This window comes from Streptomyces sp. NPDC102441 (assembly GCF_044765585.1).
Classification (GTDB): Bacteria; Actinomycetota; Actinomycetes; order Streptomycetales; family Streptomycetaceae; genus Streptomyces.
Genome location: NZ_JBIWKH010000007.1, coordinates 278,103 through 302,195, shown reverse-complemented (window position 1 = coordinate 302,195; position 24,093 = coordinate 278,103). Strand labels below are relative to the sequence as shown.

Here is a 24,093-nt window from a genome sequence, read left to right as displayed (position 1 = left end):
CGGGCGCGGGGGTTTTTGGGGCGGGGCCCCTCCCGGTCCCGCCCCGGGGGGGCCCGGGGTTCGGCCCGCCCCCGGTAACCGCGGGGGGGGCCCCCCCCGCCCCCCCCCCTTCGTTACCCCTGCGGACCGTCAGCGCCCGTCGGCGAGTACGTCCTCGACCCTGGCCCGGATCTCGTCCGTGGCCAGGCCCCGGATCGTCAGCGTGGTCCGGCGGCGCAGCACGTCGTCCGCGGTCTCGGCCCACTCGCGGTCACGCGCGTACGCGACCTGCGCCCAGATCTCCGGGGCGTCGGGGTGGACGCGCTCGGCGAGTGCCGGGTTCTCGTTGGCCAGGCGCGCGATGTCGAAGGCGAGCGAGCCGTAGTGGGTCGCGAGGTGCCGGGCCGTGTCGGCGGACATCCGCGGCCCCGGCGTACCACCGTCGGCCAGCAGCCGGTGCGCGACCGCGTTCGGGTTGGCGATACCGGGCAGCGGCACCTTCTTCGGCAGCTGTGCCATCGGCTCCATGTCCTCGCCGAGAGGATGCCCCGGCAGCTCGGCCAGCTTGTTCATCACCGTACGGCCGATGTGACGGAATGTCGTCCACTTGCCGCCCGCGACCGACAGCATCCCGCCGCGGCCCTCGGTCACGACCGTCTCGCGCTTGGCCTTGGACGTGTCACCGGGACCGCCGGGCAGCACCCGCAGCCCCGCGAAGGAGTACGTGATCAGATCGCGGGACAGCTGCTGGTCCCGGACGGAGAACGCCGCCTCGTCGAGGATCTGTGCCGTGTCCTTCTCGGTGACCGCGACATCGGCCGGGTCGCCCTCGTACTCCTCGTCGGTCGTACCGAGCAGCAGCATGTCCTCCCACGGCAGGGCGAACGTGATCCGGTACTTGTCGATCGGCGTCGCCAGCGCGGCCTTCCACGGGCGGGTGCGCTTGAGGACGAGGTGGGCGCCCTTGGACAGACGGATGGAGGGCGCGGAGGTGGGGTCCTCCAGCTTCCTCAGGTGATCGACCCACGGGCCGGTGGCGTTCAGCACGAGCCGGGCGTTCACGCCGAACTCCGTGCCGTCCTGACGGTCCTCCAGGTCGGCCCCCGTGACACGGCCCTTGGTGAACCGCAGCCCGGTCACCGCGGCGTGGTTGAGGACGACGGCGCCCGCGTCGACGGCCGCGCGGACCGTCATCAGCGCCATCCGGGCGTCGTTCATCTGGTCGTCGCCGTAGACCGCGACGGCCTTCAGGTTGTCCGTACGCAGCTCGGGTACATCGCGCGCGGCGCGGGACGGGCTGATCACGTGTCCGACGCCGTCACCGAACGCGGACAGCGCCGAGTAGGCGAAGACACCCGCGCCCAGCTTGGCGGCGCCGTGCGGCCCGCCCTTGTAGACGGGCAGGTAGAAGGTGAGCGGGTTGGCCAGGTGCGGGGCGACCTGACGGGACACCGCGCGCCGCTCGAAGTGGTTCTCGGCGACCAGCTTCACCGCGCCGGTCTGCAGGTAGCGCAGACCGCCGTGGAGCAGCTTGGAGGAGGCCGAGGAGGTGGCGCCGGCGAAGTCGCCGGCGTCCACCAGTGCCACCCGCAGTCCGGACTGCGCGGCATGCCAGGCGGTGGAGATGCCCAGGATGCCGCCGCCGATCACCAGGAGGTCGTACGTCGCCTTGGAAAGCTGCTCCCGGGTTTCGGCACGGCTCGGGAGGGAGCCGGAGGCCGGATGCGTCCCGAGGGCGGGGACGCTCTGCAGGGTGGTCATGTCGATTGCTCCTCAGATCTCTTCGTCCTCGATCCAGCCCATGGTCCGTTCGACGGCCTTGAGCCAGCTCTTGTACTCGCGGTCACGTGCGGCCGCGTCCATGCGGGGTGTCCACTCGGCGGCACGGCGCCAGTTGGCGCGCAGCGCGTCGGTGTCCGGCCAGAAGCCGACGGCGAGGCCGGCGGCATAGGCGGCGCCGAGGCAGGTGGTCTCGGCGACCATGGGGCGCACCACGGGCGCGTCCAGGAAGTCGGAGAGCGTCTGCATCAGCAGGTTGTTGGAGGTCATGCCGCCGTCGACCTTGAGCGCGGCCAGTTCGACGCCGGAGTCCTTGGTCATGGCGTCGCTGATCTCGCGGGTCTGCCATGCGGTGGCCTCGAGCACGGCGCGGGCGATGTGCGCCTTGGTCACGTACCGGGTGAGACCGGCGATGACACCGCGGGCGTCGGGGCGCCAGTACGGGGCGAACAGACCGGAGAACGCGGGCACGAAGTACGCGCCGCCGTTGTCCTCGACGGAGGAGGCGAGCGTCTCGATCTCGGCCGCGGACTTGATCAGGCCCATCTGGTCGCGCATCCACTGCACCAGCGAACCGGTGACGGCGATGGACCCCTCGAGGGCGTACACCGGCTTCTGGTCACCGATCTGGTAGCCGACGGTCGTCAGCAGTCCGTTGTACGAGTTGACCGGGGTGTGGCCGGTGTTCATCAGCATGAAGGTGCCGGTGCCGTACGTGGACTTGGCCTCGCCCTGGGCGAAACAGGTCTGGCCGAACAGGGCGGCCTGCTGGTCGCCGAGCGCGGAGGCCACCGGGATGCCGTCGAGTACGCCGCCCTTGGCGGTGCCGTACACCTCGGCGGAGGAGCGGATCTCCGGAAGTACGGAGGCTGGGATCTCCAGCGACTGGACGATCTTGTCGTCCCACTGCATCGAGTGGAGGTTCATCATGAGGGTGCGCGAGGCGTTCGTGACGTCGGTGACGTGGACGCCGCCGTCGGTGCCGCCGGTCAGATTCCAGATGACCCAGGAGTCCATGGTCCCGAAGAGGATGTCGCCCCGCTCCGCGCGCTCACGCAGCCCCTCGACGTTGTCGAGCAGCCAGCGCACCTTCGGGCCGGCGAAGTACGACGCGAGCGGCAGTCCCGTCTCGCGGCGGAAGCGGTCCTGGCCGACGTTGCGGCCGAGCTCCTTGCAGAGCGCGTCGGTGCGGGTGTCCTGCCAGACGAGGGCGTTGTGGACGGGCTCACCGGTGTTCTTGTCCCAGAGCAGAGTGGTCTCGCGCTGGTTGGTGATGCCGATCGCCTTGACGTCGGCCGAGGTGATGCCGGCCTTGACGACGGCGCTGGCGACGACCTCCTGGACGTTCTCCCAGATCTCCTTCGCGTCGTGCTCGACCCAGCCCGGCTTGGGGAAGATCTGCTCGTGTTCCTTCTGGTCGACGGAGACGATCCGGCCGTCCTTGTCGAAGACGATGCAGCGGCTGGACGTGGTGCCCTGGTCGATGGCCGCGATGAACGGGCCGGTGGTGTGTGCGTCGGTCACGGTTGGCTCCCGGAAGTCTGTGTGGTGCGGAGGGTGAGGGCTCAGGCGAAGGCGAGGTTGTAGAGCCCGCCGGCGAGTGCGCCCCCGATGAGCGGTCCTACCACCGGTACCCAGGCGTAGCCCCAGTCCGACCCGCCCTTGTTCGGCAGAGGCAGCAGCGCGTGCACGATGCGCGGGCCGAGGTCGCGCACCGGGTTGATCGCGTAACCGGTCGGGCCGCCGAGCGACAGACCGATGCTGACGACCACCAGCGCGGTGATCAGAGCACCGAGGGCGCCGAGCCCGTTGCCCTCGTCGTTGAGGCCCTGGGTGAGGATCGCCAGGATCAGTACGAAGGTGGCGATGATCTCCGTGACCACGTTCTGCACCGCGTGCCGGATCTCCGGGCCCGTGGTGAAGATGCCGAGCACCGGGCCGGCCTTCGGGGCCGACGCCTGGTCGACCAGGCCTTCTTCGGCCGGCTGGTCCTTCACGATCTCGGGGTCGGTGAGGTGCGCGTGGAACTGGCCGTAGTAGACGGCCCAGACGAGCACGGCACCGATCATCGCCCCGAGGAGCTCGGAGAAGAGATACAGGGGTACATCGCTCCACGCGGTGCCGCCCTCGATCGCGAGGCCGATCGTGACCGCGGGATTGAGGTGGGCACCGGACACGCCGGAGGCTATGTAGGCGCCGGTCAGTACGGCGAAGCCCCACCCGAAGGTGACGGCCAGCCAGCCGGCGTTGTGCGCCTTGGAGCGCTTGAGCGTGACGGCGGCACAGACACCGCCGCCGAGCAGTACGAGTACGGCGGTACCGATGGTCTCGCCGATGAAGATGTCGGAGCTGGACACCCGTGACTCCTTTGTCCTTCGTCCAGGGGAAGGCGAAACACCGGGTCCCTCCGGTGGATCGCGCCCCAGGTGGGTACCCAGTCGGTAGGCACTTCACCTGTAGGGCTTGACCGGCCCTCGGCACTGTCACACCCTAACGCGTATTGCCGTTAGGTGTTCGGCAATGCCGACCGGTGAACGGCAATGTTTCTCCCCGATGAACGGTGCGTCAAGGGGTGTGTGACGCGCGACTCGATCGTTACCGGCGTCGCGGGGGTGCTCAGAAGCGCCCGGCGCCCAGATCCCGGGAGACGGCACGGGCGCAGTCCCGTACGGCAGCGACGAGCTCGGGCCGCAGCTCACCGCCGGAGCAGACACGCTCCACCGCGCCCGTCACGGCGACGGCGCCGACCGGCATCCTGCGGCGGTCGTGGATGGGGGCGGCCGCCGCCGCGACGCCCTCCCAGGTCTCCTCGACGTCCGCCGCCCAGCCCTGTGCGCGGATCAGGCCGAGCAGTGACTCGAACTCCTCGTCGCCCGTGACGGTGCGCGGCGTGAAGGACCGCCGCTCCACCTCGGTGGCCTCGCTGTGCGCGACCGGGTCGTAGGCGGCGAGGACCTTGCCCAGGGCGGTGGAGTGCAGCGGCTGCATGGCCCCGACCTCGAGCACCTGGCGGCTGTCGTCGGGGCGGAAGACATGGTGGACGATCAGCACTCCGTGCTGGTGCAGCACGCCCAGGTGGACGCTCTCGCCGCTGGAGCGCGCCAGGTCGTCGGTCCACACCAGCGCGCGGGCGCGCAGCTCGTGCACGTCGAGGTAGCTGTTGCCCAGGCGCAGCAGCTCGGCGCCCAGCTGATAGCGGCCGGACGCGGGGTCCTGCTCGACGAAGCCCTCGTGCTGGAGGGTGCGCAGAATGCCGTGCGCGGTACCTTTGGCCAGACCCAGCGACGACGAGATGTCGGACAGGCCGAGCCGACGCTCGCCGCCTGCCAGCAGCCGCAGCATCGCGGCTGCCCGCTCGAGCGACTGGATGTTCTTCGCCATCGCGCCCTACTCCTCCACCTCGGTTCGACAATGCTGAACACTATCGGTCGATGCCGACCTCTGTCCGGCGGCGCGAAGATTATGCGTCACCCGGGGAGCGGGTGCGTTCCCGGCACAGCATGCAGTCCGTCCCGTGGGACGCGATGCCCGGCCCGGGCGCCTCCCCGCTACGCTGGCCGCGTGCCCCCTCTGCAGAGAAGGGCGCGAAGCCGACAGCCGTCGCATCCCAGGGAGAACATCCATGGCCTCGTTGCCGACCCCCACAGCTGACAGCCGGACCCGAGCCGCAGCGCTCCGGGAGGCGCTCGCCACCCGGGTCGTGGTGGCAGACGGTGCCATGGGCACCATGCTCCAGGCCCAGGACCCCACTCTCGAGGACTTCGAGGACCTCGAGGGCTGCAACGAGATCCTGAACGTCACGCGCCCGGACATCGTCCGCTCGGTGCACGAGGAGTACTTCGCGGTCGGAGTGGACTGTGTCGAGACGAACACCTTCGGAGCCAACGCCTCCGCCCTGGGTGAGTACGACATCCCCGGCAGGATCCACGAGCTCTCCGAGGCCGGCGCGGGCATCGCCCGCGAGGTCGCCGACCGGTTCACCGAATCCACCGGACAGCAGCGCTGGGTGCTCGGTTCCATCGGCCCCGGCACCAAGCTGCCGACGCTGGGCCACGCCCCCTACACGGTCCTGCGCGACGGCTTCCAGGAGAACGCCGAGGGGCTGATCGCCGGCGGCGCCGACGCGCTCATCATCGAGACCACGCAGGACCTCCTGCAGACCAAGGCGGCCGTGCTCGGCGCGCGGCGCGCCCTGGAGGCGATGGGCAGCGACCTCCTCGTGCTGTGCTCGCTGGCCTTCGAGACCACCGGCACCATGCTGCTCGGGTCCGAGATCGGTGCCGCCCTGACCGCGCTCGAACCGCTCGGTGTCGACATGATCGGCCTGAACTGCTCGACCGGCCCCGCGGAGATGAGCGAGCACCTGCGCTACCTCACCCGCCACTCCCGCATCCCGCTGCTCTGCATGCCGAACGCGGGCCTGCCGGTGCTCACCAAGGACGGCGCGCACTTCCCGCTCGACGCCGAGGGCCTGGCCGACGCCCAGGAGACCTTCGTCCAGGAGTACGGGCTCTCGCTCGTCGGCGGCTGCTGCGGCACGACGCCGGAACACCTGCGGCAGCTCGTCGAACGCGTCCGGGGCGCCGGGATCACCAGCCGTACGCCGAGCCCCGAGCCCGGCGCGGCCTCGCTGTACCAGACCGTCCCGTTCCGCCAGGACACCTCGTACCTCGCGATCGGCGAGCGTACGAACGCCAACGGATCCAAGAAGTTCCGCGAGGCCATGCTCGACGCACGCTGGGACGACTGCGTGGAGATGGCCCGCGACCAGATCCGTGAGGGCGCGCACATGCTCGACCTCTGCGTCGACTACGTGGGGCGCGACGGCGTCGCCGACATGGAGGAGCTGGCCGGCCGTTTCGCCACCGCCTCCACCCTGCCGATCGTGCTCGACTCCACCGAGCTGCCCGTCCTGCGCGCCGGTCTGGAGAAGCTGGGCGGCCGCGCGGTGCTCAACTCGGTCAACTACGAGGACGGCGACGGCCCCGAGTCCCGCTTCGCCAAGGTCAGCGGGCTGGCCTCCGAGCACGGTGCCGCGCTGATCGCGCTGACGATCGACGAGGAGGGCCAGGCCCGCACCGTCGAGCACAAGGTCGCCATCGCCGAGCGGCTCATCGAGGACCTCACCACCAACTGGGGCATCCACGAGTCGGACATCCTCATCGACTGTCTGACCTTCACCATCTGCACGGGCCAGGAGGAGTCCCGCAAGGACGGGATCGCCACGATCGGTGCCATCCGCGAGCTGAAGCGGCGCCACCCCGACGTGCAGACCACGCTGGGTCTGTCCAACATCTCCTTCGGTCTGAACCCGGCCGCCCGCGTCATCCTGAACTCCGTCTTCCTGGACGAGTGCGTGAAGGCGGGCCTGGACTCCGCGATCGTGCACGCCTCCAAGATCCTGCCGATCGCCCGGCTGGAGGAGGAGCAGGTCAAGGTCGCCCTCGACCTCATCCACGACCGCCGGGAAGAGGGCTACGACCCGCTGCAGCGGCTCATGGAGCTCTTCGAGGGCGTCAACATGAAGTCGATGAAGCAGGGCAGGGCCGAGGAGCTCCTCGCCCTTCCGCTGGACGAGCGGCTCCAGCGCCGCATCATCGACGGCGAGAAGAACGGCCTGGAGGCGGACCTCGACGAGGCGCTGCTGACCAGGCCCGCGCTCAAGATCGTCAACGACACCCTGCTGGCGGGCATGAAGGTCGTGGGCGAGCTCTTCGGCTCCGGCCAGATGCAGCTGCCCTTCGTGCTGCAGTCCGCCGAGGTCATGAAGGGTGCGGTGGCCCACCTCGAACCGCACATGGAGAAGACCGACGACGACGGCAAGGGCACCATCGTGCTGGCCACGGTCCGTGGTGACGTCCACGACATCGGCAAGAACCTCGTCGACATCATCCTGTCCAACAACGGCTTCAACGTGGTCAACCTGGGCATCAAGCAGCCCGTCTCCGCGATCCTGGACGCCGCCGAGGAACACCGCGCCGACGTCATCGGCATGTCGGGCCTCCTGGTGAAGTCGACCGTGATCATGAAGGAGAACCTGCAGGAGCTGAACCAGCGCAAGATGGCGGCCGACTACCCGGTGATCCTCGGCGGAGCGGCTCTGACCAGGGCCTACGTCGAACAGGACCTGCACGAGATCTACGAGGGCGAGGTCCGCTACGCCCGCGACGCGTTCGAGGGCCTGCGGTTGATGGACGCCCTCATCGCGGTCAAGCGCGGTGTCCCGGGCGCCAGCCTCCCCGAGCTGAAGCAGCGCCGTGTGCCCAAGCGGGACACGCCGGTGATCGAGGCCGACGAGCCGGAGGACGGTGTGCGGTCCGACGTCTCGGTCACCAACCCGGTCCCCGAGCCGCCGTTCTGGGGGACCCGGGTCGTCAAGGGCATCCAGCTCAAGGAGTACGCCTCCTGGCTGGACGAGGGCGCCCTCTTCAAGGGCCAGTGGGGCCTCAAGCAGGCCCGGGCCGGTGACGGGCCGACGTACGAGGAGCTCGTGGAGCAGGAGGGCCGGCCGCATCTGCGTGGCTGGCTCGACAAGCTGCACACCGAGAACCTGCTGGAAGCCGCCGTCGTCTACGGCTACTTCCCCTGCGTCTCCAAGGGCGACGACCTGATCCTCCTGCACGAGGACGGTTCGGAGCGCACCCGCTTCACCTTCCCGCGCCAGCGCCGCGGCCGCCGCCTCTGCCTCGCGGACTTCTTCCGCCCCGAGGAGTCGGGGGAGACCGACGTGGTCGGCCTCCAGGTCGTCACGGTCGGCTCCAGGATCGGCGGGGCCACCGCCCAGCTCTTCGAGGCGAACTCCTACCGCGACTACCTGGAGCTGCACGGGCTGTCCGTGCAGCTGGCCGAGGCGCTCGCCGAGTACTGGCACGCACGGGTCCGCAGCGAGCTCGGCTTCGCCGGCGAGGACCCCTCCGAGGTCGAGGACATGTTCGCGCTGAAGTACCGCGGCGCGCGCTTCTCGCTGGGCTACGGGGCGTGCCCCGACCTGGAGGACCGGGCGAAGATCGCCGAGCTCCTGGAGCCCGAGAGGATCGGGGTGAAGCTCTCCGAGGAGTTCCAGCTGCACCCCGAGCAGTCCACCGACGCGATCGTCATCCACCACCCGGACGCGAAGTACTTCAACGCACGGTAGGACACCGTTCAACGCGCGGTAAGGCACTGTTCCGCGCGCCGTGCGGGCACGAGTCGTAGACTTGTCGGTCCAGTGCAGGCCGGTCGCCGTTCCCACCGGGAAGGCGGCCGGCCTTCTCGTCCCTCATGGAGGTGTGCCGGATGACCAGTACGGTCCCCGCGTCCCTGACCCGCACGGCCGAAGGGTCGGCGCTCCAGGCCGTCCTTCTCGACATGGACGGCACACTGGTCGACACCGAAGGATTCTGGTGGGACGTGGAGGTCGAGGTCTTCGCCGACCTCGGCCACCGGCTCGACACGGCCTGGCGCGAGGTGGTGGTCGGCGGCCCGATGACCCGCAGCGCGGGCTATCTCATCGAGGTCACCGGGGCCGACATCGCCATCGAGGAACTCACGGTGCTGCTCAACGACCGCTTCGAGAAGCGCATCGGACGCGGTGTACCGCTGATGCCGGGCGCCGGGCGGCTGCTCGCCGAACTCGCCGCGCACGAGGTGCCCACCGCCCTGGTCTCCGCCTCGCACCGGCGCATCATCGACCGGGTCCTGGACTCGGTGGGCCGTCACCACTTCGCGCTCACGGTCGCGGGGGACGAGGTGGCCCGCACGAAGCCCCACCCCGACCCCTACCTCGCGGCTGCGGCGGGCTTCGGGGCGGATCCCTGGCGCTGTGCGGTCATCGAGGACACCGCCACAGGTGTCGCCGCCGCCGAGGCGGCGGGCTGCCGGGTCGTGGCCGTGCCGTCGGTGGCGCCGATCGCGCCCGCGCCGGGGAGAGTGGTCGTGCCCTCTCTGGAGCAGGTGGACCTCGCCTTTCTGCGGGGTCTGGTCGGCGATGAGTGACAGCTGATGCACCGAGGGTGTTCCGGCACTCCATGAATCAGGTCCATGTCAATACGCCCAGGTGGCCCCGGGAGTGACGTTCGTCACCATGCGTGATGTCCGAGGCTCCTCCGGGTCGGCCGGGCTGTCCGTTTCGGGACCCCCATACGTCCGTATTCATGAAGTCGTGTACGAAACATTCCCGGGCGTGACATGGACAACCCGTCATCGGTGATCACCGAGTGGATGCGCGGCCGATCCACACCGGTCAAGTCCCCCTGCGGCGCCTACTAATCTCGGTTTTCTCACATGCCGGAATGAGGGAGAACGTCCAGATGAACCGCAAGACGCTGGTGCTGCCGGCCGTAGTGGGCCTGCTCGCACCCGTGCTGGCCGCCTGCGGAGGGTCGGGCGACGGGGGCGATGCCATCGTGGTCGGGACAACGGACCAGTTCATCGCCACGAAGGACAACCGGGCCCCCCTCGACCCGGCCATCGCCTACGACGCGAGCGTGTGGAACCTGCTGCGCCAGACCGTGCAGACCCTGACCCACATACCGCGTGGCGGCGGCGAGCCCGTGCCCGAGGCGGCCGAGAGCTGTACGTTCACCGACACGGAGAACGAGAGCTACCGCTGCACGCTGCGCGACGGTCTCACCTTCGCGGACGGCACCCCTGTCACCCCGGAGGACGTCAAGTACTCCTTCCAGCGGGTCCTCGACATCAAGGACGAAAGCGGTCCGGTCGGCCTGCTCTCCAACATCGACACGATGGAGACCAAGGGCGAGAACGAGATCGTCTTCCACCTGAAGACCTCGGACGCCACCTTCCCCTACAAGCTCGCCACACCGCCCGCCGGCATCGTCCAGAAGGACAAGTACCCGGCGAAGGGGGCCCGCGAAGGCTTCCAGATCGACGGATCCGGCCCCTACACGATGAAGTCCGAGGTCGAGGGCGACCAGGTCGTCAAGGTGGTCTTCACCAAGAACCCCAAGTACAAGGGTGATCTGAAGGTCAGGAACGAGAAGGTCGAGATGGACCTCTTCCCCGACGCGGCGGCGATGGGCAAGGCGCTCGACGACAAGAAGATCGACATGATGACACGCACCATGTCGCCCGAGCAGTCCCAGGAGATGCTTGAGGAGCCGAAGGACGGTGTGAAGCTCACCGAGATGCCGGGCTTCGCCATCAGTTACCTCGCGTTCGACACCGAGGACCCCTTGGTGAAGAACAAGGCCGTACGCCAGGCCATCGCCCAGGTCATCGACCGCGGGTCCATCGCCAGCAAGGTGTACGGCAGCACCGCCGAGCCGCTCTACTCGCTGATCCCGTCCGGCATCACCAGCCACACCAACTCGTTCTACAACAAGTACGGTGAGCCCGACGTGGACACGGGCGCCGAAATTCTGGACAAGGCCGGCATCAGCACGCCGGTGAAGTTCACGCTGCACTACACGACGGACCACTACGGTCCCGCGACCAAGACGGAGTACGAGGCGCTGGCGAAGCAGCTCAACGACACGAAGCTGTTCGAGGTCGACGTCGAGGGCGCCCCCTGGTCCAAGTTCCGCCCCGCCCAGAAGAAGGGCGAGTACGCCGTGTACGGCATGGGCTGGTTCCCCGACTTCCCGGACCCGGAAACCTACATCGCGCCGTTCCTCGACGAGGACAACTTCCTCAACTCCCCGTACAAGTCGGCCGAGGCGCAGGGCACGCTCATTCCCCAGTCCCGCCGCGAGGCCGACCGCAGCGCCGCGACGCCGACCTTCGAGAAGCTCCAAGACATCGTTGCCAACGACGTTCCCGTGCTCCCGGTCTGGCAGGGCAAGCAGTACGTCGCCTCGCTCGACGAGCTCACCGGCGTGGAGTGGGCCGTCACCTCCTCGGCCGACCTCCAGCTCTGGGAGCTGGGTCGCGGCGAGTCCTGACCCGGATTCACCGAAAGCCGGCGCGGGGGGGGGGGGCGGGGGGCCCCCCGCCCCCCCCCCCCCCGCGCCGGCTTTCCCGCATCAGGTCCTGTCCGGTCGATCGCCGCGGGCCCGCGAAGATCGGCCGGACAGGACCTGGCCCCGTCTCACTGGGCGCCGGGACGCACCAGACCGCTCTCGTACGCGTAGACGGCGGCCTGCACACGGTCGCGCAGGCTCAGCTTCGTCAGCACATGGCCCACGTGCGTCTTGACCGTCGTCTCGCTCACGAACAGGTCCGCCGCGATCTCCGCGTTGGACAGCCCGCGTGCCACCAGCTTCAGCACCTCGACCTCGCGCTCCGTGAGGGTGTGCAGGGCGTCCGGGACGGGGTCCTCGCCCGAGGGCAGATGATCGGCGTACTTGTCGAGCAGCCGGCGCGTGATGCTCGGCGCCAGCATCGCCTCTCCCGCGGCCACCACCCGGATGGCCTGCACCAGCTCCTGGGCCGGTGCGTCCTTCAACAGGAAGCCGCTGGCGCCCGCGCGCAGCGCCTCCACCACGTACTCGTCGAGATCGAACGTCGTCAGCACCAGGACCTTCGCCGGGCCGTCCCGCCCGGGGCCCGTGATCTGACGGGTCGCCTCGACCCCGTCCATCCGCGGCATCCGGATGTCCATGAGCACGACATCGGGCTGCAGGGCCCGCACCTGGTCGATGGCCTGCAGGCCGTCTCCGGCCTCACCGACCACCGCCAGATCACCCTCGGCCTCCAGGATCATCCGGAAACCGGTGCGCAGCAGTGGTTGATCATCGACGAGCAGGACGCGGATAGCCACGTAATCTCCTTAAGGGCCTTCGAGGGCCACGGGCTGGCCGGCCTCGGACCGGACCGGCTCCATTCTGCCCTGCACAGCCTCCACCGATTCGGGCGGGCGCACGGACAGCGGATAGACCGGGGGAGTCCCGCCGAATTCCGGACAGACCGCCCGGTGGTCGCACCAGCCGCACAGCTTCGTCGGTCTCGGCCTCCACTCGCCCGTCTCGGTGGCCAGCCGGATCGCCTCCCACAGCGCCAGCAGCTTGCGCTCCACCCGCTCGAGGTCGGCCGGAACGGGGTCGTACGTCAGGACGTCACCGCTGCCGAGATAGACCAGCTGGAGCCGGCGCGGGACCACGTGCTTCAGGCGCCACACCACCAGGGCGTAGAACTTCATCTGGAACAGCGCACCCTCCGCGTACTCCGGGCGGGGCGCCTTGCCCGTCTTGTAGTCCACGATGCGGACGTCACCCGTCGGGGCCACGTCGACACGGTCGATCACGCCGCGCAGCTTCAGCCCCGAGTCCAGCTCCGTCTCGACGAACAGCTCCCGCTCGGCGGGTTCCAGGCGGGTCGGGTCCTCCAGCGAGAACCACCGCTCCACGAGCCGCTCCGCCTCGCCCAGCCACCCCGCGAGCCGCTCTCCCCCGGGGTCCCCCTCGAAGAGCTCGGTCAGCTCGGGCTTCGACTCCAGCAGCCGGTCCCACTGCCCCGGGATCAGCGCCTTGGCCCTCGGCGCCGTACGGTCCGCCGCCGGGGCGTCGAACAGACGCTCAAGCACCGCATGCACCAGCGTGCCCCGGGTAGCAGCCTCACTGGGCTTCTCGGGGAGCTTGTCGATGACCCGGAAGCGGTACAGCAGGGGGCACTGCATGAAATCGTTCGCGCGCGACGGCGACAGGGACGAGGGTGGCTGAGGCGGGCGCGGTACGGACGTCATGTCGCAGACCCTACGGCCCGCCACTGACACCGAGCGGCATACCATCGACCACAGAGCTCGCACACAGCATGATCGTGGCAAAGGCCACCGACCGAAGGGACCCCGTGGACGAGAGCGGCGACAGCGGGCGCCCGCAGCCCGGCGCAGGGGGCAAGGACCCCGGCACCGGACCGGACAAGGGCAAGCCGCGACGCCCGGCAGACCCGGGAGGCGGCCTCCTCATGGGGCGCCCCTTCGGCGTGCCGGTGTACGTGGCACCGAGCTGGTTCGTCGTCGCGGCTCTGATCACATGGGTCTTCGGCGGACAGCTCGACCGCGTCCTGCCGGAACTCGGCGGAGCCCGCTATCTGGTCGCCCTCTTCTTCGCGATCGCCTTCTACGCGTCCGTGCTCGTCCACGAGCTCGCCCACACAGTCGCCGCCCTGCGCTACAAGCTGCCGGTGCGCCGCATCCAGCTCCAGTTCTTCGGCGGTGTCTCCGAGATCGAGAAGGAGACCGAGACCCCCGGCCGCGAGTTCATCCTCGCCTTCGTGGGCCCCCTGCTCTCCCTCGTGCTCGGCGGCGTCTTCTACGTACCGCTCCAGTTCGTCGAAGCGGGCACCGTCCCCGGCGTGCTCCTCGCGGGGCTGATGGTCTCCAACCTCATCGTGGCCGCCTTCAACCTGCTGCCCGGCCTGCCCCTCGACGGCGGACGCATGCTCCGCGCCGTCGTCTGGAAGATCACCGGCAAGCCCATGAGCGGCACCATCGCCGCCGCGTGGGTCGGCCGGGGCCTGGCCATCACCGTCTTCGTCGGCCTCCCCCTGCTCACCCACACAGGCGCCCTCGGCAGCGCCACCGGTGAGATCAGCGGGTTCGAGACCGTCACCGACGCCCTCCTCGCGGCGATCCTCGCGGCGATCATCTGGACCGGCGCCGGGAACAGCCTGCGGACGGCCCGGCTCCGTGAGCACCTCCCCGAACTGCGCGCCCGTACGCTCACCCGGCGCGCCGTGCCCGTGGAGTCCGCCACCCCGCTCTCCGAGGCACTCCGCCGTGCCAACGAGGCGGGCGCCCGCGCGCTGGTCGTCGTCGACGGGCAGGGCAGCCCCAAGGGCGTCGTCCGGGAGGCGGCCATCGTCGGCGTCCCCGAACACCGCAGGCCCTGGGTGGCCGTCAGCGGCCTCGCCCAGGACCTCACCGACGGCATGAAGGTCCCCGCGGAGCTCGCGGGCGAGGCCCTCCTGGACCGGCTGAAGGCCACCCCGGCCACCGAGTACCTGGTGGTCGAGGAGACCGGTGAGATCTACGGCGTCCTCTCCACCGCCGACGTCGAGCGCGCCTTCATCAAGGCCATGGCCCGTCCCTCGGCCTGACACGCCGGAAAGCGGCCACCGAAATACCGGTAGGCTGCTCGTATGTCCGAACCGACCGGTGCCGCCCGCCGTCGCGGCCCATTCAAAGTCGGGGACCAGGTCCAGCTCACCGACCCCAAGGGACGCCACTACACCTTCACGCTCGAGGCCGGAAAGAACTTCCACACCCACAAGGGTTCTTTCCCGCACGACGAGCTGATCGGTGCTCCCGAGGGCAGTGTTGTCCGTACCACGGGAAACGTCGCCTATCTCGCGCTGCGCCCCCTGCTCCCCGACTACGTCCTGTCCATGCCCCGCGGTGCCGCCGTGGTCTATCCGAAGGACGCGGGCCAGGTCCTGGCCTTCGGTGACATCTTCCCCGGTGCCCGCGTCGTCGAAGCCGGCGTCGGTTCGGGTGCGCTCAGCACCTTCCTGCTCCGCGCCATCGGCGAGCAGGGCATGCTGCACTCCTACGAGCGCCGCGAGGACTTCGCCGAGATCGCCCAGCAGAACGTCGAGCGCTACTTCGGCTCGCCGCACCCGGCCTGGGAGCTCACCGTCGGCGACCTCCAGGACAACCTCTCGGACACCGACGTCGACCGCGTCGTCCTCGACATGCTCGCCCCGTGGGAGTGCCTCGAGGCCGTGTCCAAGGCCCTGGTGCCCGGCGGCATCCTCTGCGCGTACGTCGCGACCACGACCCAGCTCTCGCGGACCGTCGAGTCCATCCGCGAGATCGGCTGCTTCGCGGAACCGCAGCCCTGGGAGTCGATGATCCGCAACTGGCACGTCGAAGGCCTGGCCGTCCGCCCCGACCACCGGATGATCGGCCACACCGGCTTCCTCGTCACCGCGCGCCGGCTCGCGGACGGCGTGGAGCCGCCGCTGCGCCGCCGCCGCCCGTCCAAGGGCGCCTACGGTGACGACTACACCGGTCCCGGCAGCCGGAGCGGCTCCGCCACCGACTGACCCGTGGAACGCGCAAGCGCCGCCGCCGAGTTCCCGGACCGACCCGGGGCCGGCGGCGGCGCTTTCCCGTGGGCGGCGACGACCCCGCCGTTCCCCTCGGGTGTGAGGTGTGGCACGATGCTGGCCACCCCCCGCCCGCCGACATGCCGTCGGCACCGCCTATCCAGGCCTCCAGGAACCACAGGAGACATACCGCGTGCAGACCTCCGCGCTCCCGGACCTCGCGCACACCGACGCCAAGGCGGTGCACTGGCTCGCCACGGCGACGGCGATGGCCGCCGTCGTCGCCGCCGCGGGCCTGCTCCAGCCGGACGCGGCCACCGCGACAGCCTCCGCGTCCGAGCACCGCGTCACTGCGCAGCGAGGGAGCGCGCCCGCCACGAAGGCACCCGACCCGGCCACGGTCACCTTCCCGCTCGACTGCGGCGCCGCCGGACACACGGTGGCCGACAGCGCCGCCGGGGACCTCGACGCGGACGGCGGGCCCGAGACCGTGGCCGTCGTCCGCTGCGCCGCGGGATCGGGCACCCCGCCCAGCGGCATCTACGTCGTGACACAGCTGAGCGGGGCCGCACCCCGGGTCGTGGCGACCCTGGTGGACCCCGCTCAGAAACTGAACGTCACCGACTTCACCGTCCGTGACGGCCAGGTGTCGGCGACCCTGCTCGGCTACTCCTCGGCCGACGTGCCGCGCTGCTGCCCCGACGAGCTGGAGAGCGCCTCCTGGCAGTGGAAGGGCAACGCGTTCATCAGGTCCACAGGCCCCGCGGGCAGCACCGCGCGGGGCGTCTGAGCCCTTACTCTGCGTCGGGGCCGAAGACTTCTACGTTGTCCGAAACGCGACGCACGTGAATGCAGTCGCCGGGGCATTCCTTGGCCGAATCGACGACGTCCTGGAGGAGAGGCAGCGGCACCGGCGTGGTGGCCCCCTTGTTCTGGAGGAGCTCGTCCTCGTCGCTCTTCACGTACGCCAGACCGTCGATGTCCAGCTCGAACACCTCGGGTGCGTACTGCACGCAGATGCCGTCGCCCGTACAGAGATCCTGGTCGATCCAGACCTCGAGGTCCTGTGTGTCGCTGTCGCCCGGAGCGTCCTGCTGCACGGTCATGTGTCCTGCCGTTCCCTGCGTATCTGCACCAATTGAAGCCAGCCCTGACGGGTGTTGAACGCTTCGACGATACAACCGGCTGCTTTCCGGTGCCGAAGGGTGGGTATTCCCTTGGCGTGAGGGAGAGCGCAAGGGTGAAGATCGGACAGACTCCCGGGTCTTTGTGATCTAGGGGTTTCAATCATCACCCACCCAGGTAGGGTCAGGAAGCGTCCAGCTCCCCTTGGAGGAGGTGAGGACCGTGGCAGCCCACGACGACGACATCAACCGCGGCATCCGGCCCGGGCGGGGGTCAGAAGACCCAGCCGGCCAGGTCGCCTATCTTGAGCAGGAAATCGCCGTCCTGCGACGTAAGCTCGCCGACTCTCCGCGCCATTCGAGGATTCTCGAAGAGCGGATCGTCGAGTTGCAGACCAACCTGGCAGGCGTGTCCGCGCAGAACGAGCGGCTCGCCGGCACACTCCGTGAGGCCCGCGACCAGATCGTGGCCCTCAAGGAGGAGGTCGACCGGCTCGCGCAGCCGCCGGCCGGCTTCGGTGTCTTCCTGCAGGCCAACGAGGACGACACCTGCGACATCTTCACCGGGGGCCGCAAGCTCCGGGTGAACGTCAGCCCAAGCGTCGAGCTCGAGGGTCTCCGGCGAGGCCAGGAAGTCATGCTCAACGAGGCGCTCAACGTGGTCGAGGCCATGGAATTCGAGCGGGCCGGGGACATCGTCACCCTCAAGGAGATCCTTGAGGACGGCGAGCGTGCCCTGGTCGTCGGGCACACCGACGAGGAACGGGTGGTGAGGCTCGCCGAGCCTCTGCTGGACATCACCATCCGCCCCGGCGACGCCCTTCTGCTCGAACCCAGGTCCGGCTACGTCTACGAAGTGGTCCCCAAGAGCGAGGTCGAGGAGCTCGTTCTCGAAGAGGTCCCGGACATCGACTACAACAAGATCGGCGGTCTGGGCGACCAGATCGAACTGATCCGCGACGCGGTCGAGCTCCCGTACCTCCACCCGGACCTCTTCAAGGAGCACGAACTGCGTCCGCCGAAGGGCATCCTGCTCTACGGTCCTCCTGGCTGCGGCAAGACACTCATTGCCAAGGCCGTCGCCAACTCGCTGGCCAAGAAGGTCGCCGAGGTCACCGGACAGCCCGCGGGGAAGAGCTACTTCCTCAATATCAAGGGCCCCGAGCTCCTCAACAAGTACGTCGGTGAGACCGAGCGGCACATCCGCCTCGTCTTCCAGCGTGCCCGGGAGAAGGCGAGCGAGGGCACCCCCGTCATCGTCTTCTTCGACGAGATGGAATCCCTCTTCCGCACCCGTGGTTCCGGTGTCAGCTCGGACGTGGAGAACACCATCGTCCCCCAGCTGCTCGCCGAGATCGACGGTGTGGAGGGCCTGGAGAACGTCATCGTCATCGGTGCCTCCAACCGTGAGGACATGATCGACCCCGCGATCCTGCGGCCCGGCCGTCTCGATGTGAAGATCAAGATCGAGCGTCCGGACGCGGAAGCGGCGAAGGACATCTTCGCGAAGTACCTCACTCCCTCGCTGCCGCTGCACGCGGACGACCTGTCCGAGCACACCGGATCGAGGGAGGCCGCCGCCCACGCGATGATCCAGTCGGTCGTGGAGCGGATGTACACGGAATCCGAGGAGAACCGCTTCCTCGAGGTCACCTACGCGAACGGCGACAAGGAAGTCCTGTACTTCAAGGACTTCAACTCCGGAGCGATGATTCAGAACATCGTGGACCGGGCAAAGAAAATGGCCATCAAGGCATTCCTCGAGCAGGGCCAGAAGGGCCTGCGCGTCTCCCATCTCCTCCAGGCCTGCGTGGACGAGTTCAAGGAGAACGAGGACCTGCCCAACACCACCAACCCGGACGACTGGGCCAGGATTTCCGGAAAGAAGGGCGAGCGGATCGTGTTCATCCGCACACTCGTCACCGGAAAGCAGGGCGCAGACACCGGTCGTTCCATCGACACGGTGGCAAATACCGGACAGTACCTGTAAAACGCAGACCGGCTGCGGATGCCCGGCAGGGTGTCCGCAGCCGGCCGTTTTCCCGGCAGCTCCGGCCACACCCGAACAATGACGCAATTGATCTCCCCACCGGAGCAGAGGCGCTCTAGGCTCTGCACTACCGCCGAGTCGCGCAGTGCGGGGACGGGCACCGCGGACCAGCAGCGGTACTTGAGCGCCGCTCCCGGACGGGAGCGACGCCGGGCAAGGAGGGCCGCATGACCGTACGGCGAGTGATGGGCATCGAGACGGAGTACGGGATCTCCGTCCCCGGTCAACCCAACGCCAATGCCATGCTCACCTCGTCCCAGATCGTCAACGCCTACGCGGCGGCGATGCACCGGGCGCGCCGCGCCCGCTGGGATTTCGAGGAGGAGAACCCGCTGCGCGACGCGCGAGGCTTCGACCTCGCCCGTGAGACCGCGGACTCCAGCCAGCTCACCGACGAGGACATCGGCCTGGCCAATGTCATCCTCACCAACGGTGCGCGGCTGTACGTCGACCACGCGCACCCCGAATACAGCTCACCCGAGATCACCAATCCGCTGGACGCGGTGCTCTGGGACAAGGCCGGCGAGCGGGTGATGGCGGAAGCGGCCGAACGGGCCGCCGCGATCCCCGGGGCCCAGCCGATCCATCTGTACAAGAACAACACCGACAACAAGGGCGCGTCCTACGGCACGCACGAGAACTACCTGATGAAGCGGGAGACCCCCTTCTCGGACATCGTGCGCCATCTGACCCCGTTCTTCGTCTCCCGGCAGGTCGTCACCGGCGCCGGCCGGGTCGGCATCGGCCAGGACGGCCATGAGCACGGATTCCAGATCAGTCAGCGCGCCGACTACTTCGAGGTCGAGGTCGGCCTCGAGACGACCCTCAAGCGCCCCATCATCAACACCCGGGACGAACCGCACTCCGACGCCGAGAAGTACCGCAGGCTGCACGTGATCATCGGCGACGCGAACCTTTCCGAGATCTCGACCTATCTGAAGCTCGGCACCACCTCGCTGGTCCTGGCCATGATCGAGGACGGCTTCATCAATGTCGACCTGGCGATCGACCAGCCGGTCCGCACGCTGCACCAGGTCTCGCACGACCCGACGCTGAAGCAGCTGATCACACTCCGTAGTGGCCGGACACTCACCGCGGTGCAGCTGCAGATGGAGTACTTCGAGCTGGGCCGCAAATACGTCGAGGAGCGGTACGGGTCGGACGCCGACGAGCAGACGAAGGACGTCCTGGCCCGCTGGGAGGACACCCTGAACCGTCTGGAGACCGACCCGATGAGCCTGTCGGGCGAGCTGGACTGGATCGCCAAGCGGGAGCTCATGGAGGGCTACAGGCGACGTGACGGCCTGGACTGGGACGCCCCGCGCCTGCACCTCGTGGACCTCCAGTACGCCGACGTGCGCGCCGACAAGGGCCTGTACAACCGCCTGGCGGCCCGGGGGAAGATCAAGCGGCTGCTCGACGAGAACGACGTCGAGCGGGCCCGTACGAAGCCGCCCGAGGACACCAGGGCCTATTTCCGGGGCCGCTGCCTGGAGCAGTACGCGGACGACGTCGCCGCGGCGTCCTGGGACTCGGTCATCTTCGATCTGCCCGATCGTGACTCGCTGCAACGGGTACCCACGATGGAACCGTTGCGGGGTACGCGCGCCCACGTCAAGGAGCTCCTGGACCGCTGCCGCACCGCGGAAGAGCTGGTCCGGACGCTCACGGGGGGCTGAAAGGCGCTCCGGCTGGGAATCAATCAGATGACCTCCGGACGTTGAGGAAAGTACCGAGCCGATGTCGGACCCCGTAGGTAGGGTCTGATCAAGTGCTTCGAACCGAGCGGGGTGAGCTAGATGGCGACCAAGGACACCGGCGGCGGACAGCAGAAGGCGACACGTTCCACCGAGGACACCGAGGAGCAGGCGCAGGAAGCGCAGGCGTCCGAGGACCTCGCGGAGCGCCAGGAGAAGCTCAGCGACGACGTGGACGACGTCCTCGACGAGATCGACGACGTACTCGAGTCCAATGCCGAGGACTTCGTTCGGTCGTTCGTTCAAAAGGGCGGCGAGTAACAGCCGGAGATCCGCTCCGGACCGTTCGCCGACGAGCTCGCGCAGTCGGACGGAGCTTTCCGTGGGATGTCCTGGCCCAGAAAGGGGCATCCCACGGAAATGCTTCCGCACCCGGGATCATGTTGATCACTGTCACAGGGCGGGTAGGGTCCGTGGCGTACTGCTTCAACTGCAATCCGGCCATCGGCAAGTTGGGGGATGATCCTGACTCCTTGCGCAGGGCCATCGCATACCTGGAGGGAAACGCGTGGAAGCCAACACTCGTAGCACCGGGCGTCTACCAGCTGCCTTCCTGACGCCGGGATCGTCCTCGTTCATGGACTTCCTGTCCGACCATTCACCCGGGATGCTTCCGGGAAACCGGCAGTTGCCGCCGCTGCAGGGTGCCATCGAGGCGCCGCACGGCACGACCATCGTCGCGGCCTCGTTCCCCGGTGGCGTAGTGCTCGCCGGTGACCGGCGGGCGACCATGGGCAACATGATCGCGCAGCGCGACATCGAAAAGGTGTTCCCGGCCGACGAGTACTCGGCGGTGGGAATCGCCGGCACGGCGGGCCTCGCCGTGGAGATGGTCAAGCTGTTCCAGCTGGAGCTGGAACACTTCGAGAAGGTCGAGGGCGCCACGCTCTCCCTGGAGGGCAAGGCCAACCGGCTCTCCACGATGATCCGCGGCAATCTGGCGATGGCCATGCAGGGACTGGCGGTCGTCCCGCTGTTCGCCGGGTACGACGTCGACCGTGAGAAGGGCCGGATCTTCTCGTACGACGTCACCGGCGGGCGCTCCGAGGAACACGGCTACGCGTCCACCGGCTCAGGCTCCGTCTTCGCGCGCGGGTCGATGAAGAAGCTGTACCGCGAGGACCTGACGGAGGAGCAGACGCTCACCCTGGTCGTGCAGGCGCTGTACGACGCGGCCGACGACGACTCGGCGACCGGTGGCCCGGACGTGGCCCGCCGGATCTATCCCATCGTCACCGTCATCACCGACGAGGGCTTCCGCAGGCTGGACGACACGGAATCCGCGGAGATCGCGCGCGCGATCCTGGAGCGCCGGCTCGAGCAGCCCGACGGCCCCCGCGCAGCGCTGCTCTGACCGGCCCGATGCTTCTCCGATGCACTCGTCACTGACAGAAAGGGACGGATAGCCGGTGTCGACGCCGTTCTATGTCTCACCTCAGCAGGCCATGGCCGACCGGGCGGAATACGCCCGGAAGGGCATCGCCCGTGGTCGCAGCCTGGTTGTGCTGCAGTACGCCGACGGCATTGTGTTCGTCGGCGAGAACCCGTCCCGTGCGCTGCACAAGTTCAGCGAGATCTACGACCGGATCGGCTTCGCGGCCGCCGGCAAGTACAACGAGTACGAGAACCTCCGCATCGGCGGTGTGCGCTACGCCGATCTGCGGGGCTACACCTACGACCGCGACGACGTGACGGCCCGTGGGCTGGCCAACGTCTACGCGCAGACGCTCGGCACGATCTTCTCCAGTGCGGCCGAGAAGCCGTACGAGGTGGAGCTGGTGGTCGCCGAGGTCGGCGCCGGGCCCGACGGCGACCAGATCTACCGGCTGCCGCACGACGGCTCGATCGTGGACGAGCACGGCTCGGTCGCGGTCGGCGGGAACGCCGAGCAGATCAGCACCTTCCTGGACCAGCGCCACCGCGACGGGATGTCTCTCGCCGAGGCGCTGAAGCTGGCCGTGCAGGCTCTGTCCCGCGAGGCCAACGGCAATGAGCGGGAGATCCCCGCCGAGCGGCTCGAGGTCGCGGTCCTGGACCGTACGAGGCCGCAGCAGCGCAAGTTCAAGCGGATCGTCGGCCGGCAGCTGACCAGGCTGCTGGACGCGGACGGCGCCGGGGCGACCCCGACGGACGCTCCGTCCGACACGGAGGAGCCCGAAGGCGGCAGCACCGCGGCCGCAGGGACCGACACCCCCGCGAAGAAGGGCACCGACACGCCCGCGAAGAAGGGCACCGACACGCCCGCGAAGGGCACGGACGCCCCTGAGAAGGACGCCGACGGTCCCACGGAGGGCACGGGCGAAGCCCCGAAGGAGTAGCCCGGTCCGGAAGAACGCGTGAAGGAGCCTTCCAGCCGTCGCACACGGCGGCCGGAGGGCTCCTTCACGCAGTGGCCGGGGGAGCCGTGGAGCCCCGCACCACCAGGTGGACGGGGAGGTCGGGCTGCTCGGCGGGGCTGCTCTCCAGGACGGCCAGCAGAGCAGTCATCCCGCGCTCGCCCACCTGTTCGGCCGGGAGGCGCACGGTGGTCAGCTCCGGTTCCACCGCTGTGGCGAGCGCCAGGTCGTCGAAACCGGTCACGGAGATGTCGTCGGGCACCCTCAGCCCCCGTCTGCGCACCGCCTTGCAGGCGCCAGCAGCCAGGATGTCGTCGTCGCAGACGATGGCGGTGGGCAGCGGGCCCGGGGAGGCCAGGACCCTCTCGGCGGCCTCGCGTCCGGCGCGTACGTCCAGCGGGGCGGTGACGGTGCTCAGGAGGGCTCCGGGGACGTCACGCACGGCCTCCCGCAGTGCCCGGGCGCGCACCGCGAAGGTCCAGGTGTCCACGGCGGAGGCGAGGTGCGTGATCCGGCGGTGGCCGAGGCCCAGCAGGTGGTCCGTCACCTGGCGCATGCCGTCCGCGATGTCGAGGTTCACACACGCCGCCGCGCCTTGGCCCTCGGGATCGCTGTCCAGCATCACCAGCGGCAGGTCCGCGCCCCGCAGTGCCCCCAGGGCATCCGCCGCCATCGACGAGGCGATCACCCCGTCGAGCGCCGCGCGCGCCGAGGCGAACGGATCCCTGGCGGGGCCGGCGCCGTCGGGGGACGGGTAGAGGACGACGCCGAAGTCGTGCTGGGCGGCGACGGCCGCGGCGCCCGTGTACACCCGGGCGAAGAACTCGTTGGTGAGCGCCGGAACGACGAGGAGGGCGGTGCGCGTGCGACCCAGCCGGAGACTGCGGGCGGCGAAATTCGGCCGGTAGCCGAGGTCCCTGGCGCTGCCCCGGACCCGCTCGGCGGTCGCCGCCGACACCCGGCCCCGCCATTTGTCACCGAGCACGAGCGAGACCGTCGCCTGTGAGACGCCCGCGGCCCTCGCCACGTCACGGCTGGTGGGCCGCGGTGGGGAGGGCTGCCGCGTGCTGCTCACTCGTGCCTCCGTGCTGGGCAGGTCGGTCGGGGCGGTGCGGCCCGGCGGTATGGACTCCCGGGCTGCC

Annotated in this window: 19 protein-coding genes and 1 pseudogene; 12 read left to right on the top strand and 8 right to left on the bottom strand. The window is 69.2% G+C overall.

The window, feature by feature from the left end; translation table 11 throughout:
- Window positions 1-129 precede the first annotated feature (129 nt).
- From ACIREO_RS17865 to ACIREO_RS17850, 4 genes are all read right to left on the bottom strand, one after another.
- Entirely contained in the window at window positions 130-1,740 is a 1,611-nt protein-coding gene (locus tag ACIREO_RS17865) for an FAD-dependent oxidoreductase (RefSeq protein WP_404110640.1), read from the bottom strand.
- Window positions 1,741-1,752: 12 nt separating this feature from the next.
- Window positions 1,753-3,282: a glycerol kinase GlpK gene (glpK, locus tag ACIREO_RS17860; protein ID WP_404110637.1), complete on the bottom strand. Its 1,530-nt coding sequence runs from the start codon at window positions 3,280-3,282 to the stop codon at window positions 1,753-1,755.
- 41 nt (window positions 3,283-3,323) lie between these two features.
- A complete protein-coding gene (locus ACIREO_RS17855) occupies window positions 3,324-4,115 on the bottom strand; it encodes an MIP/aquaporin family protein (RefSeq protein WP_404110635.1) in 792 nt (263 codons plus the stop codon).
- A 259-nt stretch (window positions 4,116-4,374) separates the two neighbouring features.
- On the bottom strand, window positions 4,375-5,139 hold the full coding sequence (locus ACIREO_RS17850) for an IclR family transcriptional regulator (RefSeq protein ID WP_404110632.1): 765 nt from the start codon (window positions 5,137-5,139) through the stop codon (window positions 4,375-4,377).
- A 241-nt stretch (window positions 5,140-5,380) separates the two neighbouring features.
- Here ACIREO_RS17850 and metH point away from each other — a divergent pair, with 241 nt between their 5' ends.
- The 3 genes from metH to ACIREO_RS17835 all read left to right on the top strand — a co-directional run bounded on the left by metH (window position 5,381) and on the right by ACIREO_RS17835 (window position 11,639).
- A complete protein-coding gene (gene metH / locus ACIREO_RS17845; RefSeq protein ID WP_404110629.1) occupies window positions 5,381-8,893 on the top strand; it encodes a methionine synthase in 3,513 nt (1,170 codons plus the stop codon).
- Window positions 8,894-9,033: 140 nt separating this feature from the next.
- On the top strand, window positions 9,034-9,732 hold the full coding sequence (locus tag ACIREO_RS17840) for an HAD family hydrolase (protein ID WP_404110626.1): 699 nt from the start codon (window positions 9,034-9,036) through the stop codon (window positions 9,730-9,732).
- Window positions 9,733-10,046: 314 nt separating this feature from the next.
- Window positions 10,047-11,639: an ABC transporter substrate-binding protein gene (locus ACIREO_RS17835; protein WP_404110623.1), complete on the top strand. Its 1,593-nt coding sequence runs from the start codon at window positions 10,047-10,049 to the stop codon at window positions 11,637-11,639.
- Window positions 11,640-11,785: 146 nt separating this feature from the next.
- Here ACIREO_RS17835 and ACIREO_RS17830 read toward each other — a convergent pair whose 3' ends face one another.
- Together ACIREO_RS17830 and ACIREO_RS17825 are read right to left on the bottom strand one after the other, a co-directional pair.
- Window positions 11,786-12,457 carry a response regulator gene (locus ACIREO_RS17830; protein WP_404110621.1) on the bottom strand — a complete coding sequence of 224 codons (672 nt, stop codon included), beginning with the start codon at window positions 12,455-12,457 and terminating at the stop codon, window positions 11,786-11,788.
- 9 nt (window positions 12,458-12,466) lie between these two features.
- Complete coding sequence (locus ACIREO_RS17825) at window positions 12,467-13,312, bottom strand: RecB family exonuclease (RefSeq protein WP_404111080.1); 846 nt, start codon at window positions 13,310-13,312, stop codon at window positions 12,467-12,469.
- A gap of 170 nt (window positions 13,313-13,482) precedes the next feature.
- On the opposite strand from ACIREO_RS17825, the gene ACIREO_RS17820 reads away from it, so the two are divergent.
- The 3 genes from ACIREO_RS17820 (at window position 13,483) to ACIREO_RS17810 (ending at window position 16,474) form a co-directional block, all read left to right on the top strand.
- On the top strand, window positions 13,483-14,733 hold the full coding sequence (locus ACIREO_RS17820; protein ID WP_404111078.1) for a site-2 protease family protein: 1,251 nt from the start codon (window positions 13,483-13,485) through the stop codon (window positions 14,731-14,733).
- A gap of 42 nt (window positions 14,734-14,775) precedes the next feature.
- Entirely contained in the window at window positions 14,776-15,681 is a 906-nt protein-coding gene (locus ACIREO_RS17815; RefSeq protein ID WP_404110618.1) for a tRNA (adenine-N1)-methyltransferase, read from the top strand.
- Between the two features lie 196 nt (window positions 15,682-15,877).
- Window positions 15,878-16,474 carry a hypothetical protein gene (locus tag ACIREO_RS17810; RefSeq protein WP_404110615.1) on the top strand — a complete coding sequence of 199 codons (597 nt, stop codon included), beginning with the start codon at window positions 15,878-15,880 and terminating at the stop codon, window positions 16,472-16,474.
- 4 nt (window positions 16,475-16,478) lie between these two features.
- On the opposite strand, the gene ACIREO_RS17805 is transcribed toward ACIREO_RS17810, so the two are convergent.
- Entirely contained in the window at window positions 16,479-16,790 is a 312-nt protein-coding gene (locus ACIREO_RS17805; RefSeq protein WP_329041596.1) for a ferredoxin, read from the bottom strand.
- A 241-nt stretch (window positions 16,791-17,031) separates the two neighbouring features.
- Between ACIREO_RS17805 and arc the strand changes: the two genes are divergently transcribed.
- From arc to prcA, 6 genes and pseudogenes are all read left to right on the top strand, one after another.
- The gene (gene arc / locus ACIREO_RS17800; RefSeq protein ID WP_404110612.1) at window positions 17,032-18,798 is read left to right on the top strand and encodes a proteasome ATPase; all 1,767 of its coding nucleotides are present in this window, start codon (window positions 17,032-17,034) and stop codon (window positions 18,796-18,798) included.
- Between the two features lie 227 nt (window positions 18,799-19,025).
- Entirely contained in the window at window positions 19,026-20,537 is a 1,512-nt protein-coding gene (gene dop, locus ACIREO_RS17795) for a depupylase/deamidase Dop (RefSeq protein WP_404110609.1), read from the top strand.
- Between the two features lie 120 nt (window positions 20,538-20,657).
- On the top strand, window positions 20,658-20,876 hold the full coding sequence (locus ACIREO_RS17790; protein WP_404110606.1) for a ubiquitin-like protein Pup: 219 nt from the start codon (window positions 20,658-20,660) through the stop codon (window positions 20,874-20,876).
- Window positions 20,877-20,994: 118 nt separating this feature from the next.
- Window positions 20,995-21,172 (top strand): annotated as a pseudogene (locus ACIREO_RS17785) (endonuclease domain-containing protein); the annotation flags it as partial.
- Entirely contained in the window at window positions 21,124-21,969 is an 846-nt protein-coding gene (gene prcB / locus ACIREO_RS17780; RefSeq protein ID WP_404110603.1) for a proteasome subunit beta, read from the top strand. The pseudogene ACIREO_RS17785 and the gene prcB, both read left to right, overlap by 49 nt.
- Window positions 21,970-22,024: 55 nt before the next feature.
- Window positions 22,025-22,933, top strand: a complete 909-nt coding sequence (gene prcA / locus ACIREO_RS17775) for a proteasome subunit alpha (protein ID WP_404110600.1) — start codon at window positions 22,025-22,027, stop codon at window positions 22,931-22,933.
- A gap of 64 nt (window positions 22,934-22,997) precedes the next feature.
- Here the strand turns inward: prcA and ACIREO_RS17770 are convergent, their stop codons facing one another.
- Window positions 22,998-24,026 (bottom strand): LacI family DNA-binding transcriptional regulator, encoded by a 1,029-nt coding sequence (locus ACIREO_RS17770; protein WP_404110598.1) that lies wholly within the window; start codon window positions 24,024-24,026, stop codon window positions 22,998-23,000.
- Window positions 24,027-24,093: the final 67 nt, after the last annotated feature.

What these genes read in the sequence shown, in the direction of transcription:
- metH (WP_404110629.1), top strand. Translation starts at nt 5,381, where the DNA reads ATGGCCTCGTTGCCGACCCCCACAGCTGACAGCCGGACCCGAGCCGCA.
- ACIREO_RS17825 (WP_404111080.1), bottom strand. Translation starts at nt 13,312, where the DNA reads ATGCAGTGCCCCCTGCTGTACCGCTTCCGGGTCATCGACAAGCTCCCC.
- ACIREO_RS17850 (WP_404110632.1), bottom strand. Translation starts at nt 5,139, where the DNA reads ATGGCGAAGAACATCCAGTCGCTCGAGCGGGCAGCCGCGATGCTGCGG.
- ACIREO_RS17865 (WP_404110640.1), bottom strand. Translation starts at nt 1,740, where the DNA reads ATGACCACCCTGCAGAGCGTCCCCGCCCTCGGGACGCATCCGGCCTCC.
- ACIREO_RS17805 (WP_329041596.1), bottom strand. Translation starts at nt 16,790, where the DNA reads ATGACCGTGCAGCAGGACGCTCCGGGCGACAGCGACACACAGGACCTC.
- ACIREO_RS17790 (WP_404110606.1), top strand. Translation starts at nt 20,658, where the DNA reads ATGGCGACCAAGGACACCGGCGGCGGACAGCAGAAGGCGACACGTTCC.
- ACIREO_RS17840 (WP_404110626.1), top strand. Translation starts at nt 9,034, where the DNA reads ATGACCAGTACGGTCCCCGCGTCCCTGACCCGCACGGCCGAAGGGTCG.
- dop (WP_404110609.1), top strand. Translation starts at nt 19,026, where the DNA reads ATGACCGTACGGCGAGTGATGGGCATCGAGACGGAGTACGGGATCTCC.
- ACIREO_RS17835 (WP_404110623.1), top strand. Translation starts at nt 10,047, where the DNA reads ATGAACCGCAAGACGCTGGTGCTGCCGGCCGTAGTGGGCCTGCTCGCA.
- ACIREO_RS17815 (WP_404110618.1), top strand. Translation starts at nt 14,776, where the DNA reads ATGTCCGAACCGACCGGTGCCGCCCGCCGTCGCGGCCCATTCAAAGTC.